Origin of the sequence: Streptomyces sp. NPDC058373, assembly GCF_042723275.1 — a bacterium.
GTDB lineage: Bacteria > Actinomycetota > Actinomycetes > Streptomycetales > Streptomycetaceae > Streptomyces.
Genome location: NZ_JBHXJE010000037.1, coordinates 24,563 through 48,417, shown reverse-complemented (window position 1 = coordinate 48,417; position 23,855 = coordinate 24,563). Strand labels below are relative to the sequence as shown.

Annotated in this window: 20 protein-coding genes and 1 pseudogene; 11 read left to right on the top strand and 10 right to left on the bottom strand. The window is 70.8% G+C overall.

Annotated elements, in window-relative coordinates; all coding sequences use genetic code 11:
* Positions 1-46: 46 nt before the first annotated feature.
* Positions 47-826 (top strand): pirin family protein, encoded by a 780-nt coding sequence (locus ACFWMZ_RS20655; RefSeq protein ID WP_383203266.1) that lies wholly within the window; start codon positions 47-49, stop codon positions 824-826.
* A 236-nt stretch (positions 827-1,062) separates the two neighbouring features.
* Here the strand turns inward: ACFWMZ_RS20655 and ACFWMZ_RS20650 are convergent.
* Both ACFWMZ_RS20650 and ACFWMZ_RS20645 read right to left on the bottom strand, forming a co-directional pair.
* Positions 1,063-1,615 (bottom strand): annotated as a pseudogene (locus ACFWMZ_RS20650) (GNAT family N-acetyltransferase).
* A gap of 227 nt (positions 1,616-1,842) precedes the next feature.
* Entirely contained in the window at positions 1,843-2,685 is an 843-nt protein-coding gene (locus ACFWMZ_RS20645) for a serine hydrolase domain-containing protein (RefSeq protein ID WP_383203263.1), read from the bottom strand.
* A gap of 160 nt (positions 2,686-2,845) precedes the next feature.
* Between ACFWMZ_RS20645 and ACFWMZ_RS20640 the strand changes: the two genes are divergently transcribed.
* Both ACFWMZ_RS20640 and ACFWMZ_RS20635 read left to right on the top strand, forming a co-directional pair.
* Positions 2,846-3,322, top strand: coding sequence for a MerR family transcriptional regulator (locus tag ACFWMZ_RS20640; protein ID WP_383176544.1), 477 nt, complete (start codon positions 2,846-2,848; stop codon positions 3,320-3,322).
* A 115-nt stretch (positions 3,323-3,437) separates the two neighbouring features.
* Positions 3,438-4,511, top strand: a complete 1,074-nt coding sequence (locus ACFWMZ_RS20635) for an aldo/keto reductase (protein WP_383203260.1) — start codon at positions 3,438-3,440, stop codon at positions 4,509-4,511.
* Between the two features lie 170 nt (positions 4,512-4,681).
* Here ACFWMZ_RS20635 and ACFWMZ_RS20630 read toward each other — a convergent pair whose 3' ends face one another.
* The 6 genes from ACFWMZ_RS20630 to ACFWMZ_RS20605 form a co-directional block, all read right to left on the bottom strand.
* Positions 4,682-5,899, bottom strand: coding sequence for an acyltransferase (locus ACFWMZ_RS20630; RefSeq protein WP_383176539.1), 1,218 nt, complete (start codon positions 5,897-5,899; stop codon positions 4,682-4,684).
* Complete coding sequence (locus ACFWMZ_RS20625; RefSeq protein WP_383203283.1) at positions 5,896-6,987, bottom strand: alpha/beta hydrolase; 1,092 nt, start codon at positions 6,985-6,987, stop codon at positions 5,896-5,898. The genes ACFWMZ_RS20630 and ACFWMZ_RS20625 overlap by 4 nt, the downstream gene beginning before the upstream one ends.
* Before the next feature lie 258 nt (positions 6,988-7,245).
* Positions 7,246-7,929 (bottom strand): response regulator, encoded by a 684-nt coding sequence (locus tag ACFWMZ_RS20620; RefSeq protein ID WP_383203257.1) that lies wholly within the window; start codon positions 7,927-7,929, stop codon positions 7,246-7,248.
* Positions 7,926-9,347: a sensor histidine kinase gene (locus ACFWMZ_RS20615; RefSeq protein ID WP_383176533.1), complete on the bottom strand. Its 1,422-nt coding sequence runs from the start codon at positions 9,345-9,347 to the stop codon at positions 7,926-7,928. The genes ACFWMZ_RS20620 and ACFWMZ_RS20615 overlap by 4 nt, the downstream gene beginning before the upstream one ends.
* A 193-nt stretch (positions 9,348-9,540) precedes the next feature.
* Entirely contained in the window at positions 9,541-10,413 is an 873-nt protein-coding gene (locus ACFWMZ_RS20610) for a DUF4429 domain-containing protein (RefSeq protein ID WP_383176530.1), read from the bottom strand.
* A 76-nt stretch (positions 10,414-10,489) separates the two neighbouring features.
* A complete protein-coding gene (locus tag ACFWMZ_RS20605; protein WP_383203255.1) occupies positions 10,490-11,728 on the bottom strand; it encodes an alpha/beta hydrolase in 1,239 nt (412 codons plus the stop codon).
* 1,117 nt (positions 11,729-12,845) lie between these two features.
* On the opposite strand from ACFWMZ_RS20605, the gene ACFWMZ_RS20600 reads away from it, so the two are divergent.
* Positions 12,846-13,238 carry a peptidase inhibitor family I36 protein gene (locus ACFWMZ_RS20600; protein WP_383203280.1) on the top strand — a complete coding sequence of 131 codons (393 nt, stop codon included), beginning with the start codon at positions 12,846-12,848 and terminating at the stop codon, positions 13,236-13,238.
* A 338-nt stretch (positions 13,239-13,576) separates the two neighbouring features.
* Here ACFWMZ_RS20600 and aceE read toward each other — a convergent pair whose 3' ends face one another.
* Positions 13,577-16,309 (bottom strand): pyruvate dehydrogenase (acetyl-transferring), homodimeric type, encoded by a 2,733-nt coding sequence (gene aceE, locus ACFWMZ_RS20595; protein WP_383176524.1) that lies wholly within the window; start codon positions 16,307-16,309, stop codon positions 13,577-13,579.
* Positions 16,310-16,756: 447 nt separating this feature from the next.
* Here aceE and ACFWMZ_RS20590 point away from each other — a divergent pair, with 447 nt between their 5' ends.
* From ACFWMZ_RS20590 to ACFWMZ_RS20565, 6 genes are all read left to right on the top strand, one after another.
* A complete protein-coding gene (locus tag ACFWMZ_RS20590; protein ID WP_010637639.1) occupies positions 16,757-17,194 on the top strand; it encodes a DUF3052 domain-containing protein in 438 nt (145 codons plus the stop codon).
* A 206-nt stretch (positions 17,195-17,400) separates the two neighbouring features.
* Positions 17,401-17,859, top strand: a complete 459-nt coding sequence (locus ACFWMZ_RS20585) for a peroxiredoxin (RefSeq protein ID WP_383176520.1) — start codon at positions 17,401-17,403, stop codon at positions 17,857-17,859.
* Between the two features lie 147 nt (positions 17,860-18,006).
* The gene (locus tag ACFWMZ_RS20580; protein WP_383176517.1) at positions 18,007-18,582 is read left to right on the top strand and encodes a TerD family protein; all 576 of its coding nucleotides are present in this window, start codon (positions 18,007-18,009) and stop codon (positions 18,580-18,582) included.
* 148 nt (positions 18,583-18,730) lie between these two features.
* Complete coding sequence (locus tag ACFWMZ_RS20575; RefSeq protein ID WP_383176514.1) at positions 18,731-19,306, top strand: TerD family protein; 576 nt, start codon at positions 18,731-18,733, stop codon at positions 19,304-19,306.
* 52 nt (positions 19,307-19,358) lie between these two features.
* Complete coding sequence (locus ACFWMZ_RS20570) at positions 19,359-20,504, top strand: DUF475 domain-containing protein (protein WP_383176511.1); 1,146 nt, start codon at positions 19,359-19,361, stop codon at positions 20,502-20,504.
* Between the two features lie 130 nt (positions 20,505-20,634).
* On the top strand, positions 20,635-21,387 hold the full coding sequence (locus ACFWMZ_RS20565; protein WP_383176508.1) for a Tellurium resistance: 753 nt from the start codon (positions 20,635-20,637) through the stop codon (positions 21,385-21,387).
* Between the two features lie 60 nt (positions 21,388-21,447).
* On the opposite strand, the gene ACFWMZ_RS20560 is transcribed toward ACFWMZ_RS20565, so the two are convergent.
* On the bottom strand, positions 21,448-22,461 hold the full coding sequence (locus tag ACFWMZ_RS20560) for a TerD family protein (RefSeq protein ID WP_383176505.1): 1,014 nt from the start codon (positions 22,459-22,461) through the stop codon (positions 21,448-21,450).
* Positions 22,462-22,646: 185 nt separating this feature from the next.
* Between ACFWMZ_RS20560 and ACFWMZ_RS20555 the strand changes: the two genes are divergently transcribed.
* Entirely contained in the window at positions 22,647-23,819 is a 1,173-nt protein-coding gene (locus tag ACFWMZ_RS20555; protein WP_383176502.1) for an HpcH/HpaI aldolase/citrate lyase family protein, read from the top strand.
* The last annotated feature ends 36 nt before the right edge of the window (positions 23,820-23,855 follow it).

The following is a 23,855-nucleotide window of genomic DNA, read 5'->3' as shown; positions in this document are numbered from 1 at the left end:
CCCAACCCGCCCCAGGCAGGGCCACCCCCGCACACCAGCCCGTACCGTGGTGCGGGTGATCGACGTACGGCGCTCCGGCGACCGGTACGGGGGCGGCGAGCCCTCGGCCGGCATCAGCACCCTGCACGCCTTCTCCTTCGGCGAGCACTACGACCCCGACAACCTCCGCTTCGGCCCCCTCATCGCCTGCAACGAGGAGCGCCTCGCCCCCGGCGCCGGCTTCGACGAGCACCCGCACAGCCACACCGAGATCGTCACGTGGGTGGTTGAGGGCGAGCTGACCCACCAGGACTCCACCGGCCGCACCACCGTGGTGCGGCCCGGCGACGTCCAGCACCTCAGCGCCGCGACCGGCGTCCGCCACGTCGAGCGCAACGACGGCCTCGCCCCCCTCGTCTTCCTCCAGATGTGGCTCGCCCCGCTGACCTCGGACGGCACCCCCGCGTACTCCCTCGTACGCCGCGAGGACCTCCCGCAGCACCAGCCCGACACCGTCGTCCTCGAGGTCCCGGCCGCCGGAGCCGCCCTCCACCGCCTCCTCGTCATCCCCGGCCACCGGCACCCCCTCCCGCCCGCCGCGCTACGCCACGTCCACGTCCTGAGGGGAGAGGCCCGTTTGCACCCCGCCTCGGACCCCGACGAGGACAGCTCCCCAGCGGTACGCCTGACCGCCGGGGACTCCGCCCGGATCGGCGAGGCACCCCTACGCCCCGGCACCGACGCCTCCGACGCCAGGGAGGCCGACGGGCCCACCGCGACATCCTTCACCCTGACGGCGACCGGCGAGAACCCCGCCGAGCTGCTGGTCTGGGGGATGCGGGGCTAGGGGGTGTCCGGCGGCACACGGCCGGGTCGCGGCGGCTGGCACGGCACCTCGCCGCGACGCCGGAACGCCCCGACGGCTCCGCCGGAACGCACAAACAGCTCCGCTGCCGAGACGTTCCGGTGCCTTGCGATGCACCGCACCGGACGCCGCGCCCTACCCGGCCCTGATCCGTGGGACAGGGCAGTCTCTGCCGAGGCGTCGGCTGCGGATTACCCGGAGCAGGAGGCGGGCAGCGCTCAACTCTGCCGCGTGTGCCGCCACATGGCCCACATGTCCGGTCCGGAGCGGAACCCGAGCCGACGCTCGGTGACAAACCCCGCACGCCGGTAGAACCCGAGGTTCCGCTCGTTGCTCGACTCCAGGAACACCGGCCGCCCGTCGGCTTCCGCCCGCTCCAGGAGCCCGCCGAGCACAACGGCCCCGAGCCCCGTGCCCTGAGCGTCGGCACGGGTGCCCAGGAACTCGACGTACCAGTGCGGCGGCACCCTCGGATGCCGGTGCTCCAGCGTGAGCAGCCGCCCCCCCCGGTCCTGGGCAGCTCCCACCGGCCCGCCCGGACCAACGTCCCCGCGTTCCGCGACAGGTAGGCGGTCGGCAACTTCCACGCGCCGGGCTCCGCCCACACGCACACCACCCGCCGACCGTCGTCGCTCCAGACCCGGCCGTACGGAATCTGCTGCGCGAGGTGCCCCCGGAACAGCAGCCGAAGCCGCCACTCCCGGTCCCGGGACATCAGCACGACCAGACCGGATCATCCCGGTAGGCACTGGCCAGCACCCTGGCGAGCACCTCGGTGTCGGCCGCACCGGCCTGGACGAGTCGCGCCCTGGGGGGAGGGTACGCGCCCGCCGTCGCCCCTGCCGAGGGGCGGCGCCGGATGCGCGACCCGGAAGCGCGCCGCTGGGTTGCGTGGCTGGAGGGGCGGGTCCAGGAGCCGTCGCCGCGCCTGTGCCTGGCCACCTCGGAGAGCTCAGCCCCTGAGAAGCCCGCCGCCCTGGTCCCGGGCGCTGCCCCGGTCAGCGAGCCTCGGACCCGCCCAGCTCTCGAAGCACCGCGTCCGTGAACCCGGGCCACGCCTCGATCGCCCACGCGCCGAAGTCCCTGTCGGTCAGCGCCACCGCGGCGGCCCGGGCGTCCGGGTCGACCCACAGGAACGTGCCCGACTGCCCGAAGTGCCCGAACGTCCTCGGCGACGACGCCGATCCGGTCCAGTGCGGCGACTTCCCGTCCCGGATCTCGAAACCCAGCCCCCAGTCGTTGGGATTCTGGCTGCCGTACCCGGGCAGCACCCCCTTCAGCCCCGGATGCACCACCGACATGGCCTCGGCGACCGTACGGGCGTCCAGCAGCCGGGGAGCCTGCACCTCGGCCGCGAACCGCACCAGGTCGTCCACGGTCGACCACCCGTCCTTCGCGGGCGACTGGCCTCCCTCCAGAGCGGTCGAATCCATCCCCAGCGGCTCCAGCACGGCTTGGCGCAGGTACTCCGGGAAGGCGATCCCCGTCACCTTGGCCAGGTGCTCGCCCAGCGCCTCGAAACCGGCGTTCGAGTAGATCCGCCGTGTCCCGGGGTCCGCCTGGACCCGGTCCTCGTCGAATGCCAGCCCGCTCGTGTGCGCCAGCAAGTGCCGCACCGTCGCCCCCTCGGGCCCCGCCGGCTCGTCGAGCTCCACGGCTCCTTCCTCGTACGCCACCAGCACCGCGTAGGCCGCGATCGGCTTCGTCACCGACGCCAGCGCGAACCGCCTGTCGGTGGGCCCGTGGGCTCCGGCCACCGTCCCGTCGGACCGCACCACGGCCGCCGCCGCGTGCGGCACCGGCCACTCGTCCACCAATGCCAGACTCTCAAGGCTTCGCATGTCGGCGAGTCTAGAACGGACTTCCGGACGACCTGGGCGACGGCCGCCCCCCCCGATCGAAGAAGGCGGTCCGCTCCCGAACGGCCGCACCGCCGCCGAACCGGGCAGGCCGCGATCCGCGCTTGCTTGAAGTGGACTCCAACGTTTTAGCGTGGAGAGCATGACGGTGACGGATACCACCTCCCTGCCCGCTGTGGTCCGAGCCTGCTCGGCCGAACCCGATCCCCTGCCCCGCCCGGACGGGGAGGACCGGTACACGATCAGCGAGGTCGCGGAGCTGACCGGCCTGACACCCCACACACTCCGGTGGTACGAACGCATCGGCCTCATGCAGCACATCGACCGCTCGCACTCCGGCCAGCGCCGCTACAGCAACGCCGACCTGCGCTGGCTGTCGCTCGTCGGCAAGCTGCGCCTCACCGGCATGTCCGTGGCCGACATGATCCGCTACGCCGAACTGGCACGAGCCGGGGAGCACACCTTCGTCGAACGGCAGGAACTGCTTCAGGCCACCCGCCGAGACGTCCTGACCCGGATCGCGGAACTGCAGGGGACGCTCTCCGTCCTGGACTACAAGATCGACCATTACGCCCGCGCCCGGACGGCCGGCACCGACCCGCACGCCGGCAGCGCCTGACCCGCTCCCGGCACGCCGTTCGCCCCCCCACCGCGGCACACGCCCCCTCACTCCGACCTGGCCCCGGTCTCCTCAAGGACGACCGCGAGGCGGGGGCCCTCATGGAGGAATCACGATGACGCAGAACTCCCACGACCCGTCCGCCGGAGCGGTGACCGGAGCCGACGGCGGCACCGGCCTGCCCCGCATCGACACGGTGGCCCTCTTCCCCGACGGCCCCGAGGTCGGTGTCCAGGGCCTCGGCTGCATGGGCATGAGCTTCGCCTACGGCCCCACCGACGCCGACGCGGCCCGCGCCACACTCGACCGCGCCCTCGACCTCGGCGTCACCTTCTACGACACCGCCGACGTCTACGGCGCCGGGGAGAACGAGAAGTTCCTCGCCCCGTTCTTCCAGGCCCACCGCGACGAGATCACCATCGCCACCAAGTTCGCCCTCAGCATCGACCCCAACCGGCCCGGCCTGCGCACGATCCGCAACGACGCGCCGTACATCCGCCAGAGCGTCGACGCCAGCCTCCGCCGCCTCGGTGTCGATCACATCGACGTCTATTACATGCACCGCCGCGACACCGAAGTCCCGATCGAGGAAACGGTCGGCGCGATGGCGGACCTGATCCGCGCCGGCAAGGTCGGGCACCTCGGCCTCAGCGAGGTCACCGCGGCGGAACTCCGGGCAGCTCATGCGGTCCACCCGATCACCGTGGTCCAGTCCGAGTGGTCGCTGTTCAGCCGGGACGTCGAGGAGTCGGTGGTTCCCGCGGCGGCCGAGCTCGGCGTCGGTTTCGTGCCGTACTCGCCCCTCGGACGCGGATTCCTCACGGGCTCCTTCGTCCAGGCCGAGAGCGAGCTGACCGACGACGACTTCCGGCGCGGTCAGCCGCGCTTCACCGGCGACAACGCCGCCACCAACGCGGCCCTGCTGGAACCCCTGCGAGCCATCGCCGTGGACCATGCCGCCACACCCGCCCAGATCGCCCTGGCCTGGGTCCAGCAGCAGGCCGAGGTACACCGCCTGCCGGTCGTCCCCATCCCCGGCACCCGCAAGCCCGCCCGGGTCGAGGAGAACACCGCGGCCACCCGCATCCACCTCACCGAAGCGGAGCTGGCCCTGCTGGAGCCGATCGCGGGCAAGGTCGCAGGTGACCGCTACGCCGACATGTCCTTCACCTCCGCAGGTCGCAACTGACCGGAGCACACCCATCCCCACCGCCACTCCTCCTCGTCGTACGTCACTCATTGGTTCTGGTCCTTCAGCCTTCCTACGAGTTGGCGGTACGGGCCTCCGGCTCGTAGGGCCCCGTCAAGTGCAGCGAACGCGATACCGGGGGCAGGCGGATGCCAGCGGCAGGTCGCCTCTCAAGCCAGTCGCAGGGCGAATATCGCGAACCCGGCCGCCAGCACGCCGACTGCAGCGCGCCGTCCCCCGCCGGCCCAGCTCCACGGTGCGTCGAGGCGCCTCGTGGCTCTCGCCGTCACCACGAGCAGGGCGGCGAAGAGCGGCATCCACAGCACCCGCGCCGCTATCCAACCGGCCGTGTCCGGCGGCGAGGTGAGCCCCGGCACCACACCGAGGACGGCGCCCGGTATCGCGGCCGTCAGCATCGCCGTCTGATGCCAGCAGAGGATCGTCATCGCCGACAGGTTGATCGCGACGACCGGTGCCCACCAGGAAGGGCGGCGCAGCAGCGACGCGATCCGGTCGCGCAGCAGCACGGCTGCCCCACTCTGGAAGGCCGCCAATGCGAGCACGAGGAGTGAGGGCGGATGCGAATTGGTCCGGGTCCCGCCCGGCACCCCCACCATCGAGATGGGGTACCCGAACCTCCACAGCAGTACGACGAACAGGGCGGCCCCGCCGATCAGCAATACCCGGGCGGCCCTTCGCCCCAGTCGCCCTTCGCCCCAGCCCACTCCCAACTGGTAGGCGAACAGCCAGCCCGGCAGCAGGTTGAGCAGGCTCAGCCACGTCGGCATCCCGGCCGACCAGGGCCCGTAGCGGAGCAGGTCGACCACAGCCACCGTGCCGAGGAGCGGCGCCGCGGCCCACACTCCGGCCCGCCGCGCGGCCCGAGCGCACCAAGGTGTCAGGGCGGTGACGGCCCCGTAGACGCCGACGAACCACAGAGGCTGAATGACCAGGGTTGCCGCCGTGTGCAGGGTGGCGTCGGGGACCCCGGACCACCACAGCGCCAGCAGAAGCCCGGCCCAGACCGCCGCCACCCCCACCACGGGCCGTCCGAGCCGCACCAGTCGCCCGGCGACCCAGGACCGCGTGGACTCTCCCCGCTCCGTCGCCCGCCGGTAGGAGAGGGCTGAGGCGTACCCGCCGACGAGGAAGAAGATCCCAAGCATCTGGAGTACCCAGCTCAGGGGAGCGAGCGTGGGGAAGGAGGAGAGCGGACTGGCGTTGTGGAGGCCACCGCCCTCGTCGAGGGTGAAGCCGCCTAGGAGCCAGTGCCCTGTGGGCACCGCCAGCAGGGCCAGCGCCCGCAACCCGTCGAGAGCTCGGTCGCGATGGGCCGGTGTGGCCGCCTCCACCGAGGCCACGGCGCGGCGCAGCCAGGTGGTGGTCATGCCGCCTTGCCTTCCGCGATGGCGGCGAAGGCCGCGAGGGCGTCGGTGCCGGGGGCGAAGTAGCCGGAGTGTCCGTCCACCCGCTGAGCGGGCACGGAACGGGCACCGAAGCCCGGGTCGGCCGGGTCGGCCCCGTGCCCCAGTGCGAAGAGCCGCACGTGCGGCACCTTTCCGATCCAGTCCCCGGCGCTGCGGGCCGCCCAGACGCGGGCAGTGGTGCGCAGGCTCCCGGAATCCGCCGCGCGCATCCCCGGTGAGCCGAGCACGACCAGGTCGCTCACCCGGAGCCCGGGCGCCGCCAGTCCGCACACCACGGATCCGTAGCTGTGGCAGAAGACCGCCGGGCGGGGGAGTCCTGTGGCCACCAGCCCTTCGGTGAAGCGCGTCAGGCGTGGCGCGCCCGCTTGGGCCAGGCGGCCTGTCGCGGCGTCGGGCCCGAGCCCGACCGGGGTGGTGTAGCCGACCCAGGCGATGACCGCGGTGTCGTCCCCCGTCGCCCCGGCGAGCGAGCGGGCCATACCGGCCGGTGCTCCGTAGGGATTCCGCGAGCGGTCGAAAGTGCCGAGGTCGATGTCGGACCCGGGCACGATGACCGCCACGTGCCGGGACGCGTCGAGGTCGCCGAAGACTTCCGCCACCTGTCCTCGGCCCCGGGGGTCGAAGGCCAGTATCTGCCGTCCTGGCGCGAGAAGGCCGCGGTACCTTTCGGCCCGTGTGGCCGCCTGGTCGCGTTCACCGGTGGTCAGCCGCGCGTCGTCGGCCTTGGTCTGCTCCTTGGCGCGCGCGTCGGCCAGCGCCAGGACGTTCGCGGCGTACCGCAGGTGGGCCGGCGCACCGTCGAGATTGCCCAGCACGAGTGGGTGACGCTCGGCGAGAAGCTTCTGCTGATCACGTGTCAGCCTGAGGAAGAAGCGGTGGACTTCGGTCGGCGTGGAGCTTGCCGGATCGGGGAGCTCTCGCCCCGCGGAGGTGTCGCTCCGCCAGGCCGACGCGCCGGGTGGCGGCCCCGAGACGGGTGTCTGCTGGCCGCTCGCCGCCCACCCCGTGGTGGCCGTCATCAGCGTCGACGCCAGCGCGAGCCCCGCCAGCGTGCGCCGGCCTCGCGAGCGTGCCCCTGGCCTCGCTGAACGCACCCGCATCCGCATTTCGCTCCCCCGTCTCCCTGCGGCCGGGTCGTGTGTCCGGCCTGTTGGAGAGAAACGTAGGAAGATGACACCCGCTCGGGCTTCACACTGGAGAGCCAAGTGCGGTGTCATACCCCAGTAGGGGGTGGGTGAGGCGCGCCGGACAGAGAGGCCGTCTGGCGGGCGAGCGGCCAGACGGTCGGAGTGGGAGGCGAGCGGCCGTCAGCGCACGCTGTCACCGGGCTTGACGAGCCCGGACTCGTAGGCGGCGATGACCGCTTGGGCACGGTCCCGGATGCCGAGTTTCGCGAGGATCCTGCTGATGTGGGTCTTCACCGTCTGCTCGGCCAGCACGAGCTTCTCGGCGATCTCCAGATTGGACAGCCCGCGGGCCACCAGCTCCAGTACCTCCGTCTCCCGCGGTGTGAGGCCGTTCAACTGCAGCCGGGGGTCGCGTCGGGGGCGGGGCTGCCGCCGGACGACGTCCTCGATGAACCGGCGGGTGACCACGGGATCGAGCAGCGCGTTACCCCCGTGGATGACACGGACCGCCGCCACCAGGCTGGCCGGCGGGGAGTCCTTCAGCAGGAACCCGGAGGCTCCGGCGTGCAGCGCCTCGTACACGTAGTCGTCGACGTCGAAGGTGGTCAGCATGATGACCTTCGGTCTGTGGGCCGTCCCGGGCTCGGGACTCAGCAGCTCCCGGGTGGCCGCCAGGCCGTCCATCTCCGGCATCCGCACATCCATCAGGACGATGTCGGGATGAGTCTTGCGGCTCACCTCGATGCCGCTCCGCCCGTCGGCCGCCTCGCCGACGACGTCGATGTCCGACTGCGCGGACAGCAGCGCGGCGAAACCCGCCCGCACCATGCCCTGGTCGTCAACGATGATCACGCGGATGCTCATGCGGTGTCGGGTTCCTTTTCGTGACGGGGGAGTCGAGCGGCGACACGGAATCCTCCGCCGGGCAAGGGGCCGGTGTCGAGGGTCCCTCCGACGAGCCGGACCCTTTCCCGCATCCCCACCAGTCCGTGGCCCGTCCCCGAGATCTCCAGCGGCACCAGGCGCCTGCGCCCCGGCCCGTTCACGATGACCACGGTGACGGAGTCGTCCTCCACGGAGACGGAGATCGTGGTCGATGCTTCCGGCGCGTGCCGTACGACGTTGGCCAGGGCTTCCTGGACGATGCGGTAGACCGACAGGTCGAGCGAGGCCGGAAGATCGGCCACCATCGCGGCGATCTCCACCTCCGTCCGCGACATGGTCACCGGTACACCCGCCCGGACGGTCGCCTCCACGAGCTGGCTCAACTGCCGCAGGCCCGGCTGCGGTGTCCGTTCCCCCTCGGCGTTCTCGCTCCGCAGCACCGACAGGATGCGGCGCATCTCCTTCAGCGATTCGCGCGCGCTCTCCGCGATGGAACTGAACTCGCGCACCGCCGCCTGGTCCAGATCCGGTATGCGGTAGCGCGCCGAGTCCGCCTGCACGGTGATGAGGGACATGTGGTGGGCCACCACGTCGTGCAACTCCCGCGCGATGCGGTTGCGTTCCTCCAGGAGCGTCCGATGGGAACGCTCCGCCTCGCTGATCGTCTCCTGCTCGACCAGCTTCCGCTGCGCGTCGCCCCTCTCCCGGAGCGTCGCCGAGAGCAGCAGGAGCGCTCCGGACAACGTGAAGAGGAGGAGCTGGCTGCCGTCGCTGTGCTCCTGGGAGAGGAGCTCGAAGAGGAGACCGGCGCAGCCGGTGGCGAGCCACACGGCGATCAGGGTCCGCCTGCCCGCCCGCAAGCCCAGGCAGATCATGAGCAGCTGGTAGCCCACGATGTTCATCGGTGTCCACGGCCATGATCTTCCGTCCAGACCGGGGACGCCCAGCATGACGACGGCCGCGACGATGTCGGCGGTGAAGATCACCCACCAGGCCTGCACAGGACGGGACACGGCCAGCAGGAGCGGAGTGGTCTGCGCCGTGGCGAAGGCCCCGGCCAGTGCTCCGTTCATCCCGTAGTCCTGGACCAGGACGGTCGTCGTGACCGGCAGCAGGGCCGACACCGCCGCGAAGGCCAGCACCTGCGGCGTCCAGCGCACCCACGCCTTCCGCGCCCCCGACAGCAGCGGACGGGTCGAGTCGGCGGGTGTGCCCAGGGCCAGGCCCAGAGAACGCAGTTCCTTGCGGGAGGAACGCACGGCCGAGATGGCGGCCGTGCGACGGCCCCACTCCCGTACGTGGCCGAGGGCACCGCGAAGGAACTGGGGCTGGAGCTTCCCCAGGCGTCCGCGGGGCCAGGGGGACTCGTCGAGGTCACGCGGCGATTCGGTCTTCATGACTCGCACAGCCTAGGCAGCGGATCACGGGACCGCGTCATACTGCGGAGCTGCATCGAGTGTCATACCGGGGTATGCGGACAAGTATCCGAAAGAGGGGCATTCTGTTCGGTACGGCGGAGACGGCTCGGCAGCCTGGTCCCGGCCTGCCGGGCTGCAGTCGGGCGGATCACGAGGTGGCCCGGCCGCGCGATCACAGCTCGGAGAGCAACTGCGTCTTCTTGCTGACGAACTCCTCATCGGTCACCAGGCCGGCCTGGTGCAGATCGCCGAGGTGGCGGATGCGTTCGGCGATGTCCGCCGGGTCGCGTCGGAGCGGGATCCGGGCGCTCTCCGCGGGCCGGTTCTCCGCCGCGCGCTCGGCCGCCCGTACCGCGGCCAGTACCGCCGCGGCGAACGGCAGCGACTCATGAACGGGGCCGTAGCCGGAACCGAACACCACCGAGGCCGGGTCCAGTTCGGATCGGGCGGGCTGCGCCACCGTTCCGGCCCGCCGCACCAGGCGCAGGCAGCCGTCGAACACCTCGGGCGAGCGCCACTCGACGTCCGCCAGCTCGGCCACGGGGAACATCTGGTCGCCCGCCTTCCACTTCTCGGTGGAGGCGCCGGTGGGGGACCAGCGGAAGGACACCGCGGCACCGTCGAAGGAGGCTTTGCCGTCGTACGCCTTGAAGTGCAGAGGCGCCTCGGGCGGCGCCACCAGATCGCGGACGGAGGCCGGGGCGGGACGGTCCGCGATCAGCTTGTTCAACTCGTCCACCTGCTCGCGGGCCTGCTCCTCCTGTGCCGAGGGCAGCACCAGGCGGTACGGGTCGCAGCCCTCCTTCAGCTGGCCGGAGGCCGCGTCCATCAAGGCATCGGCGCCTGCCCGGGCCACCGCGCGCACCACTACGGTCCCGCGTCTGCCGGGAGCCAGCGAGACCGTGTCCAACGCCTCCAGTGGGACGTGCCGTTCACCGAGCGCCTGAAAAAGCTTCGGTGTCCGGATGCCCCGTTCGAAGCGGATGAGCACGGAGTCGGAGTCGATCTCCCAGGCGGCATGAGATCCAGCCAATACGTCACCCATGCGGCTCATCGTATGTGCCACGCTTCTTCTCGTCCCCTTTCCCGGCGGGCCCGTCGCCCTGCCGTCTCTACGCGCGTCAGGCAGAGACGACGTCCTCGGCGTCGTGATAACAGCTGTTCGTGCCGGCCGCGCACCGCACCGTCTGGTAGGCGCCCACGCCGATCCGGGCGAAGTTGTCGAGGCTCTCCGTGCCCGGCTCGAAATAGCCCGCGTGCCCGGCGGCACCGCGGGCGGAGAGCACACGCGCCCCGAACTCCACCGACACGGGGTCGGTGCCGTGGCCCACTCCGGCGAGTTCGAGATTGGGGAGCTCCCCGATCCAGTCGTCCTGGTCCCGCATCGCCCAGACCCGCGCCGCCGTGTCCAGCTGAGCGGCGTTGGCGGCGCGCATGCCCGGGCTTCCGGCCACCGCGATGTCGGTCACCCGGGACGGCAGGTCCCGAGCCGAGACTCCGCAGACCACCGACCCGTAACTGTGGCAGTACAGGGCGACCGATTTCCGCCCGGGCAGGCTCCTGACCAGGTTGGTGAGTCTCACCGCGCCGTCCTCCGCCCGCTTGGCCGTGACGGCGTCCACACCGATGCCTACGGGAGAGGTGTAGTCGGCCCAGGCGATCACGGCTACCCGCGGAGCCCCCGAGGCGGAGCGCGGCAGACTGCCGGTGCGCTGGGCGCGCTCCGCCTTGTACAGCGACTTGGCCATCCCCGCCGGGGCGGAGAACGAGCGGTAGGTCCGTTCGTAGGTCAGCACGTCCGTGTCGACGCCCGGCACGACGACAGAGACCCGGGCGGCGCGGTCGAGGTCACCGAAGACCTCGGCGACCCGCCCCCGTCCGGTGGGGTCGAACGCGAGCACGTGGCGCTTGGGATGCATCAGGGAGATGAAGCGGTGCATCCTCCGCTCGGCCTCCTGCCGCCCGCCCGCGGAGAGACGGTGGTCACGGGTCCGTTCCCGTTCCACGCCCACCGCTTTCCCGAGTGCGATCCGGTTCGCCCAGTAGCGGAGCTTCGGGGGCGCCCCGTTCATGTTCCCGACCGCCAGCGGGTACCGCTCGGCGAGGCCGAGCCGTTGATCGCGGCTGAGCGCGGCGAAGAAGCCGGCCAGGTCGGCCGAGGGGGAGTCGGCGGCGGGCAGCGCCTTGCCCTGGAAGTGGCCGTCACTCCACGCGTTCAGCGCCCGCTGCAGCGGGTTGGTGTCGCCCCGCTGATGACGCGCGGCTGTCCAGCCGGAGGTCGCCAGCATGACGAGGACGATCGCCAGGGCGAGCAGGGTGCGCCAGACGTTGAGCTGGGGGGATGAGTCGAAGGAAGTCACTGCGGGACACCCTAGGAGACCGTCGGCACTGCTTTGAGCAGCCGTGGGTCAGGTCACTGAACCGGGCGGGCCTTTGCGGCAAAGCGGGTGCATGTGCTTTCACCTGGTGACTTTCCGTGTACGGAGGGGCCGTCAATCGGGCCCGTCAACGGGCGGAACCGGTCTCCGCGGACACGCGGGGACCGCCCGAATGGCACGGAGGGCCATGCCTGGCACGGTGCGAGGCCGCACGGTGAGGGCAGCCCCCGGGCGGGGTTGTGTCACTCGTTCGAGCACAGCCCCGTGCGGGCCGAGGCGCCGCCCGAAACCGTCCCGAAGGCCTGTCCACCCTTCCCTGAGGGGGCTCCGGGCCCTCCCGCGTGCGGGAACACCGCCTGAGCCCGGTGCTCGGAAAACCAGGCGCTTCCCCACCGGAACGCGGAACAACCGCTACCGGTGATCACCGCGCGGCCAAGTTCACCTATCAGGCTGGTGGCGGGCCTCGGAGCTTCCCTCCGCGGCCCAGGACGGTCCACAGTTCTGTCACCGGCCGCACTGCCGACGCATCCGGGCTCCGGCCCGATCGCCGGCCGGTGCCCTGTCCGGGACCTCACCACAGACGCGCACGCCGCAGCAGCGGCGCATTCGTCATGGACACAGCGGCCACGGCGCCGGCCCCGCTCCTCCGCGGAGGCGGTGGCTGAAGCGTGAAGTTCATGGCCGACCACCCAACCGCCACGGGCGCCGGCGCCCGCGTCCGACCCCGCCGTCCATCAGACCTGTCCACCCAACCGCCCTTACTCGAAGCGACAGACCAACTACCGACCGGCAGCCGGCCCACCGATCCACCCCCACCACCGGCCCATCCCGACCACCGACCCATCCCACAGAGAAACGGGGAATCAACATGACGAAGCCGATGAAGCCGACGCAGCCCAACGCGCCCCACACAGGACACGGCATCCACCGGGACCGGGTGGTGGCCCCCACCGCGCGTCGCCGCCCCTTCCCGCCCCGCACCGTCCGGCACGCCGCGGCACCGGCTGCCTCACGACCTGCGGGCTCAGGCCAGGGGCGGGCCAGTGGGTTTGTCCGGGGCCTGCTCGCCCGGGCGGCCGCGAGCCGCCGGCTGACCTCGCTGACGGTCGTGGCCGTCGCCGCGCTGTCCACCGCGGTCGCGCTCGCACCCACCTCGGCGGTTCCGGCCGGGCCGGCGGCGGTCCGTGCCGAGTCCGCCGGGCAGGGCGGCCTGCCTCCCTGCGGTGCCGGTCAGCTCTGCCTCTGGCAGAAAGCCGAGTTCACCGGCAGGCGCCACGTCTTCGAACTCTCCGACACCGACATCGAAAGCTGCGTCCCTCTCCCCTCCGGGGCCATGGCGCACGCCCTCGCCAACCGGACAGGGCGCCCGGTCACCACCTACCAGTCGGCCGAGTGCGCCGAGACCGGCGAGTTCGACACCCACCCCGGCAGCGGGACCTGGCAGCCCGACTCCCCCTACGGTGTGCGCGCCTTCAAGATCTGGGAGAACTGACCGTGCGGCGCCGCGGCCCACGCCATCCCGTCCCCGCCTTCCGCGCAGCCGTGCCGCGTCCGGTCCCGTCACGCTCTGCCGTTCCGCCGAGGAGCGTGCCGTCCCCGGCCGGCCGAGCGGGCGCCCGGCAACGGGACGCCTCCTGCTGCGGCGCCGCATCAGCCACCTCGCACCGGGCAGTCCTCCGCAGGCGTCCGCCCCTGCTCGCTTCCGTCTCCCCCGTGTGCGGCGGGCTCCGCCGCCTCTCGGCAGCGGCGGCCCGGCTGCTCCGGACATGCCGGAGGGCGGCGGAGCCGATCGCTCCACCGCCCTCCGGGCCGCACCAGACCGTGCGCGGGTCAGGCGTCGCCGCCCGCCGCCCCCGGGTCCGCGGACGCCACGTCGAGAAGCTGGTACCGGTCCATCGCCTGCTTGAGGGCGGCCCGGTCGACCTTGCCCTCACGGGCCAGCTCGGTCAGCACGGCCAGCACGATCGACTGCGCGTCGATGTGGAAGTACCGCCGTGCGGCACCCCGGGTGTCGGCGAAACCGAACCCGTCGGCACCGAGCGACTGGTAGGTTCCGGGCACCCAGCGGGAGATCTGGTCCGGGACGGCGCGCATCCAGTCGGAGACCGCCACGAAGGGCCCCTCCGCACCGGAGAACTTCTGGGTCACGTACGGCACCCGCTGCTCCTCCTCCGGGTGCAGCAGGTTGTGGCGCTCCACGTCGATCGCCTCGCGGCGCAGCTCGTTCCACGAGGTCGCCGACCACACGTCGGCCCGCACGTCCCACTCCTCCGCCAGGATCCGCTGGGCCTCCAGCGCCCACGGCACGGCCACACCGGAGGCGAGGATCTGTGCCGGGATCTCCCCGGAGTCACCGGACCGCAGCCGGTGCACGCCCTTGAGGATGCCCTCGACATCAACGTCGTCCGGCTCCGCGGGGTGCTGGATCGGCTCGTTGTAGACCGTGAGGTAGTAGAAGACGTCCTCGCTGTCCGGCCCGTACATCCGCCGCAGGCCGTCCTGGACGATGTGGGCGATCTCGTAGCCGTACGCCGGGTCGTAGGCGACGACCGCCGGGTTGGTGGAGGCGAGGAGCTGGGAGTGGCCGTCGGCGTGCTGGAGCCCTTCGCCGGTGAGGGTGGTCCGCCCCGCGGTGGCGCCGAGCACGAACCCACGCGCCAGCTGGTCCGCCATCTGCCAGAACTGGTCACCGGTCCGCTGGAACCCGAACATCGAGTAGAAGACGTAGACCGGGATGAGCGGTTCGCCGTGCGTGGCGTAGGCGGAGCCGGCCGCGATCAGGGAGGCCGTGCAGCCGGCCTCCGAGATGCCGTCGTGCAGCATCTGGCCGGTCGGCGACTCCTTGTACGCCAGGAGCAGTTCACGGTCGACGGACTCGTACTGCTGCCCCAGCGGGTTGTAGATCTTGGCGCTGGGGAAGAACGAGTCCATTCCGAATGTGCGGTACTCGTCCGGGGCGATCAGCACGAAGCGCTTGCCGATCTCCTTGTCCCTCATGAGGTCCTTGAGGAGCCGGACGAACGCCATCGTCGTGGCGATGGCCTGCTGACCCGACCCCTTCTTGACGCTGGCGTACGTCTTGTCGGCCGGCAGCGGAAGCGGCTCGGCCCGCACCACGCGGGTCGGCACGTAACCGCCGAGCGCGCGCCGGCGGTCGTGCATGTACTGGATCTCCTCCGACTTGGGGCCGGGGTGGAAGTACGGCGGCAGGCCGTCCTCCAACTCCTTGTCGGGGATCGGCAGATGAAGCCGGTCACGGAAGCCCTTGAGGTCGGCGACGGTCAGCTTCTTCATCTGGTGGGTGGCGTTGCGGCCCTCGAAGTTCGGGCCAAGGGTCCACCCCTTGACGGTCTGCGCCAGGATCACCGTCGGCTGGCCCTTGTGGGCCTTGGCCGCGGCGAACGCCGCATAGATCTTCCGGTGGTCGTGACCGCCGCGTCCCAGGTGCAGGACCTGGTCGTCGGTCATGTTCTCGACCATGGTCCGCAGCCGCTGGTCGGTGCCGAAGAAGTGCTCGCGGATGTAGGAGCCGGTCTCGGTGGCGTAGGTCTGGAACTGCCCGTCCGGCGTGGTGTTCAACTTGTTGACCAGCAGGCCGTCGCGGTCCTGGGCCAGCAGCGGGTCCCAGGAGCGGTCCCAGACGAGCTTGATCACGTTCCAGCCGGCGCCGCGGAACTGCGACTCCAGTTCCTGGATGATCTTGCCGTTGCCGCGGACCGGCCCGTCGAGGCGCTGGAGGTTGCAGTTGACGACGAAGGTGAGGTTGTCGAGCCCCTCGCGAGCGGCGATCGAGAGCTGGCCGATCGACTCCGGCTCGTCCATCTCCCCGTCGCCGAGGAACGCCCACACGTGAGAGGCGGAGGTGTCGGCGATGCCGCGGGCCTCCATGTAGCGGTTCATCCGCGCCTGGAAGATCGCGCCCAGCGGGCCGAGCCCCATCGAGACGGTGGGGAACTCCCAGAAGTCCGGCATGGAGCGCGGGTGCGGATAGCTGGAGAGCCCGTTCGGCCCCTTCGACTTCTCCTGGCGGAAGCCGTCGAGCTGCTCCTCGGTGAAGCGGTCCAGGAGGAAAGCGCGGGCGTAGATCCCGGGGGAGGCGTGTCCCTGGAAGAAGATCTGGTCGCCGCCGTCCCCCTCGTCCTTGCCGCGGAAGAAGTGGTTGAAGCCGACGTCGTACAGCGAGGCCGAGGAGGCGAAGGTCGCGATGTGCCCGCCGACGCCGATACCGGGGCGCTGTGCGCGGGAGACCATCACCGCGGCGTTCCACCGGGTCGCGTTGAGGATCTTCCGCTCGACCTCCTCGTTGCCGGGGAAGAAGGGCTCGTCCTTGGTGGCGATGGTGTTGACGTAGTCCGTGCTGCGCATCTCCGGGACGGCGACCCGCTTCTCGCGGGCCCGCTCGATCAGGCGGAGCATGAGATAGCGCGCCCGCTCCCGGCCGCGCTCGTCGACGGCGGCGTCGAGGGAGTCCAGCCATTCCCGGGTCTCTTCGGGATCGAAGTCCGGGACCTGGCTGGGCAGGCCGCCAATGATGATCGGGTTGCGATCGGGTCCGGAAGCCACGCTGTTCCTTCGCTGTTCGGTCGTGCACGTCAGGGAGGTCGGGCCGCTCCCCATGGTCCATCTGTGGGGCGGATCCGTCATCTCTACCCGGCGGTAACCGCCAACCGGGGAAGCCCGGCCGACGGCTCCCCGAGGGTGGTGCGGCGTGAGCCGACCCAAATCGCAACGATACGCCCGGGGCCCCGGTGGATATCGCATGACCGTTCGGTCCTGGCGCCCCGCAGGGGCCTCCTGGAGGGCCGTTCCGCGTGCTCGACGGTGACCGGCGCCACGGACCTGCGTAAACTCGTGGTGTCGGATGCGTCGGGACGGGATGGAACGTCACCGTTTCGGCAGTCTCGACGGCCGGGTACTTGCGCGATCCGTCGCGCCCGTGTGGACTACGGCCAATGCTTCGCGCCCGCGCGTGGCAGCAGCATTTCCCGAAACATGATCAGGAGGCACACCGTGAGCGCGACCGCGGACCACGCGGAGGAGCGGACCAACCCTGCCGCAAGGCTGGGTTTCCAGCCCGAGCAGGTGGTCCAGGAGATCGGCTACGACGACGATGTCGATCAAGAGCTCCGTGAGGCCATCGAAGCCCTCATCGGCGGCGAACTCGCCGACGAGGAGTACGACGATGTGGCCGACTCCGTCATGCTCTGGTTCCGCGAGGACGACGGCGATCTGACCGACGCACTGGTCGACGCCTCGCAGCTCGTCGAGGACGGCCAGCCCGTGTGGCTGCTGACCCCGAAGACGGGCAGGGACGGCTACATCGAGCCGAGCGAGATCAACGAGGCCGCCCAGACGGCGGGCCTCGCCCAGACCAAGAGCATCAACGCCGGCAAGGACTGGACCGGCAGCCGCCTGGTCACGCCCAAGGGCGCCAAGTCCAAGCGCTGAACCGCATCTGTCACGACGTGGACGACGGGCAGCCGCCCGTCCGCGTCCCGGAGCGGCCACGCCGTCCGCCAGGCCCCCTCGGCCGTGACCGAGGGGGCCTGGCGCGTTCCGGGGGCGGGGGGCGTGCGTAGGGTGGGCGTACCTCCCTCCGGCCGCATCCGGCCTGCGGGAGACCGCTCACCGGCCCAGTGAAGGGATGCGTATCCATGGCGATCGAGGTTGGCACCAAGGCCCCGGACTTCGAGCTGAAGGACCAGCACGGCCAGACCGTGAAGCTCTCGGACTTCCGCGGCGAGAAGAACGTGGTGCTCCTCTTCTACCCGTTCGCGTTCACCGGCGTGTGCACGGGCGAGCTCTGCGCGCTGCGCGAGGAGCTGCCGAAGTTCGTCAACGACGACACCCAGCTCCTCGCCGTCTCGAACGACTCGCCGTTCGCGCTGCGCGTCTTCGCGGAGCAGGAGGGGCTGGAGTACCCCCTGCTGTCGGATTTCTGGCCGCACGGCGAGGCGTCGCGCGCCTACGAGGTCTTCGACGACACGAAGGGCTGCGCGGTCCGCGGCACTTTCATCATCGACAAGGAGGGTGTCGTCCGCTGGACCGTCGTCAACGACCTGCCGGACGCCCGCGACCTCAACGAGTACCTGAAGGCACTGGACACGCTCTGATCTGTCAGGGCTAACACCCGGTGCACGCGGGAACCCGTCACTAGTATCCAGACGTTCACCCGACACCACTGAACGACGACGGGGGCGGACGGACTGTGCGGCACCGCCGCGTCCGGTCCGGCCCCCTCGACAGCGAATGGAGGACTCGTGGGAGTCAGCCTCAGCAAGGGCGGCAATGTCTCGCTGACCAAGGAGGCACCTGGCCTGACCGCGGTCACCATCGGTCTGGGGTGGGACGTCCGTACCACCACGGGTACCGACTTCGACCTCGACGCCAGCGCCATCCTGACGAACGCGGACGGCAAGGTCTCCAGCGACCAGGGCTTCGTGTTCTTCAACAACCTCAAGAGCCCCGACGGCTCGGTCGAGCACACCGGCGACAACATCACCGGTGAGGGCGAGGGCGACGACGAGCAGATCAAGGTGAACCTGGCCGGCGTCCCGGCCGAGGTCACCAAGATCGTGTTCCCGGTCTCCATCTACGAGGCCGAGAGCCGTCAGCAGTCCTTCGGCCAGGTGCGCAACGCGTTCATCCGCGTGGTCAACCAGGCCAACGAGCAGGAGATCGCCCGCTACGACCTCTCCGAGGACGCGTCGACGGAGACCGCCATGGTCTTCGGCGAGCTTTACCGCAACGGCGCGGAGTGGAAGTTCCGCGCCATCGGCCAGGGGTACGCCTCGGGTCTGCGCGGCATCGCGCAGGACTTCGGCGTCAACGTCTGACCGGTCCGCGCCGGACCGTCGACGTCCGACCGTCAACGTCTGATCCGAGCAGTCTCCCAGGCTGTTCCCGTCCGGCGCCGCACGCTTCCGTGCGGCGCCGGACCTCGTCAAGAATGCGCACGCCGTCACATCGGGGAGGATCACGATCATGGGTGTCACGCTCGCCAAGGGGGGAAATGTCTCCCTCTCCAAGGCCGCGCCGAACCTCACTCAGGTACTTGTCGGCCTCGGCTGGGATGCCCGCTCCACCACCGGCGCCCCGTTCGACCTCGACGCGAGCGCGCTGCTGTGCGCCTCGGGCCGGGTGATGGGCGACGAGTGGTTCGTCTTCTACAACAACCTCAAGAGCCCGGACGGCTCGGTGGAGCACACCGGCGACAACCTCACGGGCGAGGGTGACGGCGACGACGAGTCCCTGCTGGTCGACCTCTCCCAGGTGCCCGCCCACTGCGAGAAGATCGTCTTCCCGGTCTCGATCCATGACGCCGATGTCCGCGGGCAGACGTTCGGGCAGGTGAGCAACGCCTTCATCCGCGTGGTCAACCAGGCCGACGGACAGGAACTCGCCCGCTACGACCTCAGCGAGGACGCCTCCACCGAGACGGCGATGATCTTCGGCGAGCTGTACCGGTACGGGGGCGAGTGGAAGTTCCGGGCGGTCGGACAGGGGTACGCGTCCGGCCTGAGGGGCATCGCTCTAGACTTCGGGGTCAGCGTCTCCTAAGGCCGGGTACGGACGGGGGAGCCTCGCAGTACATACAGGGATTGGGTATCCAGTGGTTCTGAAAACCTTCGGCTGGTCCTTCGCGGTCACCGCGCTCGGACTCGCCGCAGCCGTGCTTTACGGGGGGTGGGCGGGCTTCGGGGTCGTGGCGATCCTGTCCATCCTCGAAATCTCGCTGTCCTTCGACAACGCGGTGGTCAACGCCGGAATCCTGAAGAAGATGAATGCCTTCTGGCAGAAGATCTTCCTCACCATCGGCATCCTGATCGCCGTCTTCGGCATGCGGCTGGTCTTCCCCGTCGTCATCGTCGCCATCAGCGCGAAGATCGGGCCCATCGAGGCCGTCGACCTGGCGATGACCGACAAGGACCGCTACCAGGAGCTCGTCACCGACGCGCATCCGTCGATCGCGGCGTTCGGTGGCATGTTCCTGTTGATGATCTTCCTTAACTTCGTCTTCGAGGACCGGGAGATCAAGTGGCTCACCTGGATCGAGCGCCCGCTGGCCAAGCTCGGCCGCGTGGACATGCTCTCGGTCTGCATCGCGCTCGTGGTGCTGCTCTTCTCCGCGATGACCTTCGCGAGCCAGGCGCACCAGCACGGCGGTACCCATGCCGACAAGGCGGAGACGGTGCTGCTGGCAGGCATCGCCGGCCTCATCACATATCTGGTCGTCGGCGGTCTCTCCAGCTTCTTCGAGGACAAACTCGAAGAGGGCGAGGAACGGGAGCAGGAAGCCGAGGAAGCGGCCAAGCGGCAGGGGAAGCCGGTCTCGGCGGTGAAGTTGGCCGGTAAGGCGGCGTTCTTCATGTTCCTCTACCTGGAAGTGCTCGACGCCTCGTTCTCGTTCGACGGCGTGATCGGCGCGTTCGCGATCACCAACGACATCGTGCTGATGGCGCTCGGCCTCGGTATCGGTGCCATGTACGTCCGTTCGCTCACCGTGTACCTGGTCCGGCAGGGCACCCTGGACGACTACGTGTACCTGGAGCACGGCGCCCACTACGCCATCGGCGCCCTCGCGGTGATCCTCCTCGTCACCATCCGCTTCCAGATCAGCGAGATGATCACGGGCCTCATCGGTGTGGTGCTGATCGGCCTCTCGTTCTGGTCGTCGGTGCGCCGCAACCGGAGGCTGGCCGCCGAAGAGGGTGGCGGCAGCTCCCAGGGGAAGGCCGGAATTCCCTCCGGAGTCTGACTCCGGCCCCGGCCCGGTGTGTGACCGGGCCCGAACTGAGGAACGCTCCCAGCGGGGCGGCTGTCGAGACGACCTCGGCGCCGCCCCGCAGGCATGGGCGACGACGATTCCGAAGGTTTCTGGGGGTGGCATGTCCTTCTGGGACGGTCTGCTGGGTGGGCGCAACGCTGCGGCGCAGTTCGACTCGGGAAGCGTCGGCAGCCACTCGATACGCCTGACCAAGCGCCAGCCGCAGGTCTCGCTCGTGAAGCAGGGAGCGGCCACCGGCAATCTCCGCGTCAACCTCTCCTGGCAGATGCGGCCGGCCGACTTCGGCAAGCGCTCCACCACTTCCTCGCGCGCCCTGCTGCGTCACCCGCTCAAGGCGTTTCAGCCCGAGGTCGTGCAGGCACACACCCTGGGGGTGGTCAACGTCGACCTCGACATCGGCTGCCTCTACGAGCTGGCCGACGGCTCCAAGGGCGTCGTCCAGCCGCTCGGTGAGCTCTTCGGCGACCTCAACACCGCGCCTTACGTGAAGCTCAGCGGCGACGACCGGTTCGGCTCGGGCTCGGGGGAGACGCTCTACGTCAATCTCGACCAGCGCGAGGAGATCAAACGGCTCCTCGTCTTCGTCTACATCTACGACAAGACCCCGGCGTTCGACCGCACCCAGGCCATCGTCACCCTCTACCCGGCCACGGGGCCGCGGATCGAGATCGAACTGGAGGAGCGGGCTCCGCAGGCCCGGTCGTGCGCGGTCTTCTCGCTCGACAACCTCAAGGGCGAACTGGTGGTGCGGCGCGAGGTCAAGTACGTGTACGGGTTCCAGTCGGAGATCGACCGGCTGTACGGCTGGGGGCTCCAGTGGGGCCGCGGGTTCAAGAACACCGGAGCCCGCTGACCGGCTGCGGTCCCGGCCGCCACCCGTGCCCGGTGGTCCCTGGCGACCGGCCGGCCGAGGTCAGCGGCCGATGAACTGCGGCCCCTGCGGTGGCAGCCGGAACGACCCGGCGGGCCCGCCGACCGCCTGCGGGTAGCCGTAGGCGGGCTGGTGCGGCGGCGGGGTCTGCGAGGAGGAGGCCGGCTGCGGCCCGGGCGGGGGATAGCCGTAACCGGCGGCCGCGGGCTGCGGATAGCCGTACCCGGCCGCGGCGGGCTGCGGGTAACCGTATGCCGGTTGTGGGGGCGGTGCCTGCGGCGGCAGAGGCGCCCGGGTGGCCTCCGGGTCGGGGACCGGCGGCGGGAAGCTCGGCGGCGGCGGTACGGCGGGCTGCGCCGGAGGCTGCGGCCCCGCGGCGGTGGGCGGCAGCGGCTGCGAGGCCGCGGGTGCCGGGGCTTCGGGGGCCGCCGGGAACTCCGGTGCGTCGAGAACCTCGGCGGGGTCCACGGCCTGCGCGGGGTCCGCGTCCTCCTCGGAGTCGTCGACGGAGATGCCGAAGTCGGTGGCGAGCCCCACGAGTCCGTTGGAGTACCCCTCACCCAGCGCCCGGAACTTCCAGCCTTCACCGCGGCGGTACAGCTCGCCGCAGATCAGCGCCGTCTCGGCGCCGGTCTCGGGCTGCACCTCGAAGGTGGCCACCGGAGCGCCGTCGGCGGCGCCGGTGGAGTCGGCGCCGGAGGTGTCGTACAGGTCGATGCGGAGGGACGGGACGCGCTCGAAGGGCAGGTCGTCGGTGGAGGCGACCAGGAGTATGCGCCGCACCTGCGGTTCCAGGCCCGCGAGGTCGGCCTGGAGGGTGTCGGTGAGCCCTTCCGGCAGACGCCGCTTGCCGAGCCGCCAGACCGCGCCGGAGGGGTGCCGGGGCTGGTTGTAGAAGACGAAGTCCTCGTCCGAGCGCACCCGGTCGTCGTCGGCGAGCAGCAGCGCCGACGCGTCCACGTCCGGCACGTCCGGGGCGGCCGTCCAACAGAGGACGGCGCGGACGGCCGTCGCGTCCAGCGGGACGTTGGACCCCTTCAGCATGGCGTGCGTCATGCGGTCATCCTGCCTTCTGCGAGGTACGGCGGACAATGCGGGGGTCCGCCGATCTTGGCCGGTGCGCTGGGGCGACGCGCCCGGGTTACCAGAAATTCATGCCGGACGGGAACCCTGGATATGCGCTCCTACGTACTATTACCGGCCACATCTTCGCGGCCACCCAGGCACTACGGGGGATTTACATGCGTCATTTCGGGCATCTTGCCCCTGAAGCGCGGCGGCGCCTCTTCCATCGGGAACCCGCCGTCTTCACGGCCGAGTCGCCGGCCCCCATCCTGGCCACCGCTCTCGGGGCCACGCTGTACAGCCCCGCCACCCGCCCCACCCTCGCCGGCGACATCCACAAGCAGGCCGCCCGCGGCGTCGTCTCCATGGTGCTCTGCCTGGAGGACTCGATCGCCGACGCCGACGTCCCCGGCGCCGAGGCCAATCTCGTCGCCCAGTTCACCGACCTCGCCGACCGGGCCGAGGCGGGCGAGGCGGAACCCCCGCTGCTGTTCATCCGGGTCCGCAGCCCCGAGCAGATCCCCGACCTCGTGAGCAGGCTCGGCCCCGCCGTCCGCCTGCTCTCCGGCTTCGTGCTCCCCAAGTTCACCGAGGAGCGCGGCGTGCCCTACCTGGAGGCGCTCGCCACCGCCGAGGCACACAGCGGCCACCGCCTCTTCGCCATGCCCGTCCTGGAATCCCCCGAGCTGCTCCACGTCGAGACCCGCACCGAGACGCTGACCGGGATCGCCCGTACCGTCGACAAGTACCGCGACCGGGTCCTCGCCCTGCGCCTGGGCGTCACCGACTTCTGCTCGGCCTACGGGCTCCGCCGCCCGCCCGACATGACCGCCTACGACGTCCACATCGTCGCCTCCGTCATCGCCGACGTGGTCAACGTCCTCGGCCGCGCGGACGGCACCGGCTTCACCGTCACCGGGCCGGTCTGGGAGTACTTCCGCGTCCAGGAGCGCATGTTCAAGCCGCAGCTCCGCCGCAGTCCCTTCCTGGGCCGCGCCGAGGAGCTGCGCGCCTCGCTCATCGAGCACGACATGGACGGTCTCCTCCGCGAGATCGAGCTGGACCGGGCCAACGGTCTGCTCGGCAAGACCTGCATCCACCCCTCCCACGTCCTGCCCGTGCACGCGCTCTCCGTGGTCAGCCACGAGGAGTACAGCGACGCCCAGGACATCCTGCGGCCCGAACGCGACGGCGGCGGAGTGCTGCGTTCCGCGTACACCAACAAGATGAACGAGGTGAAGCCGCACCGGGCCTGGGCGCAGCGCACCCTGCTGCGGGCCGAGGCGTTCGGCGTCGCGGCGGAGGACGTGGGCTTCGTGGAGCTGCTGGGGGAGGCGCTCTCCGGCTGACCGCCCGCGGGCGCCCCGCCGTCGGCCGGGGCTCAG

Coding starts and splice junctions, on each gene's coding strand:
- ACFWMZ_RS20610 (WP_383176530.1), bottom strand. CDS start 10,413: ATGGGTGACGTATTGGCTGGATCTCATGCCGCCTGGGAGATCGACTCC.
- ACFWMZ_RS20565 (WP_383176508.1), top strand. CDS start 20,635: ATGTCCTTCTGGGACGGTCTGCTGGGTGGGCGCAACGCTGCGGCGCAG.
- ACFWMZ_RS20635 (WP_383203260.1), top strand. CDS start 3,438: ATGACGCAGAACTCCCACGACCCGTCCGCCGGAGCGGTGACCGGAGCC.
- ACFWMZ_RS20560 (WP_383176505.1), bottom strand. CDS start 22,461: ATGACGCACGCCATGCTGAAGGGGTCCAACGTCCCGCTGGACGCGACG.
- ACFWMZ_RS20615 (WP_383176533.1), bottom strand. CDS start 9,347: ATGAAGACCGAATCGCCGCGTGACCTCGACGAGTCCCCCTGGCCCCGC.
- ACFWMZ_RS20640 (WP_383176544.1), top strand. CDS start 2,846: ATGACGGTGACGGATACCACCTCCCTGCCCGCTGTGGTCCGAGCCTGC.
- ACFWMZ_RS20585 (WP_383176520.1), top strand. CDS start 17,401: ATGGCGATCGAGGTTGGCACCAAGGCCCCGGACTTCGAGCTGAAGGAC.
- ACFWMZ_RS20645 (WP_383203263.1), bottom strand. CDS start 2,685: ATGCGAAGCCTTGAGAGTCTGGCATTGGTGGACGAGTGGCCGGTGCCG.
- ACFWMZ_RS20630 (WP_383176539.1), bottom strand. CDS start 5,899: ATGACCACCACCTGGCTGCGCCGCGCCGTGGCCTCGGTGGAGGCGGCC.
- ACFWMZ_RS20555 (WP_383176502.1), top strand. CDS start 22,647: ATGCGTCATTTCGGGCATCTTGCCCCTGAAGCGCGGCGGCGCCTCTTC.
- ACFWMZ_RS20620 (WP_383203257.1), bottom strand. CDS start 7,929: ATGAGCATCCGCGTGATCATCGTTGACGACCAGGGCATGGTGCGGGCG.
- ACFWMZ_RS20575 (WP_383176514.1), top strand. CDS start 18,731: ATGGGTGTCACGCTCGCCAAGGGGGGAAATGTCTCCCTCTCCAAGGCC.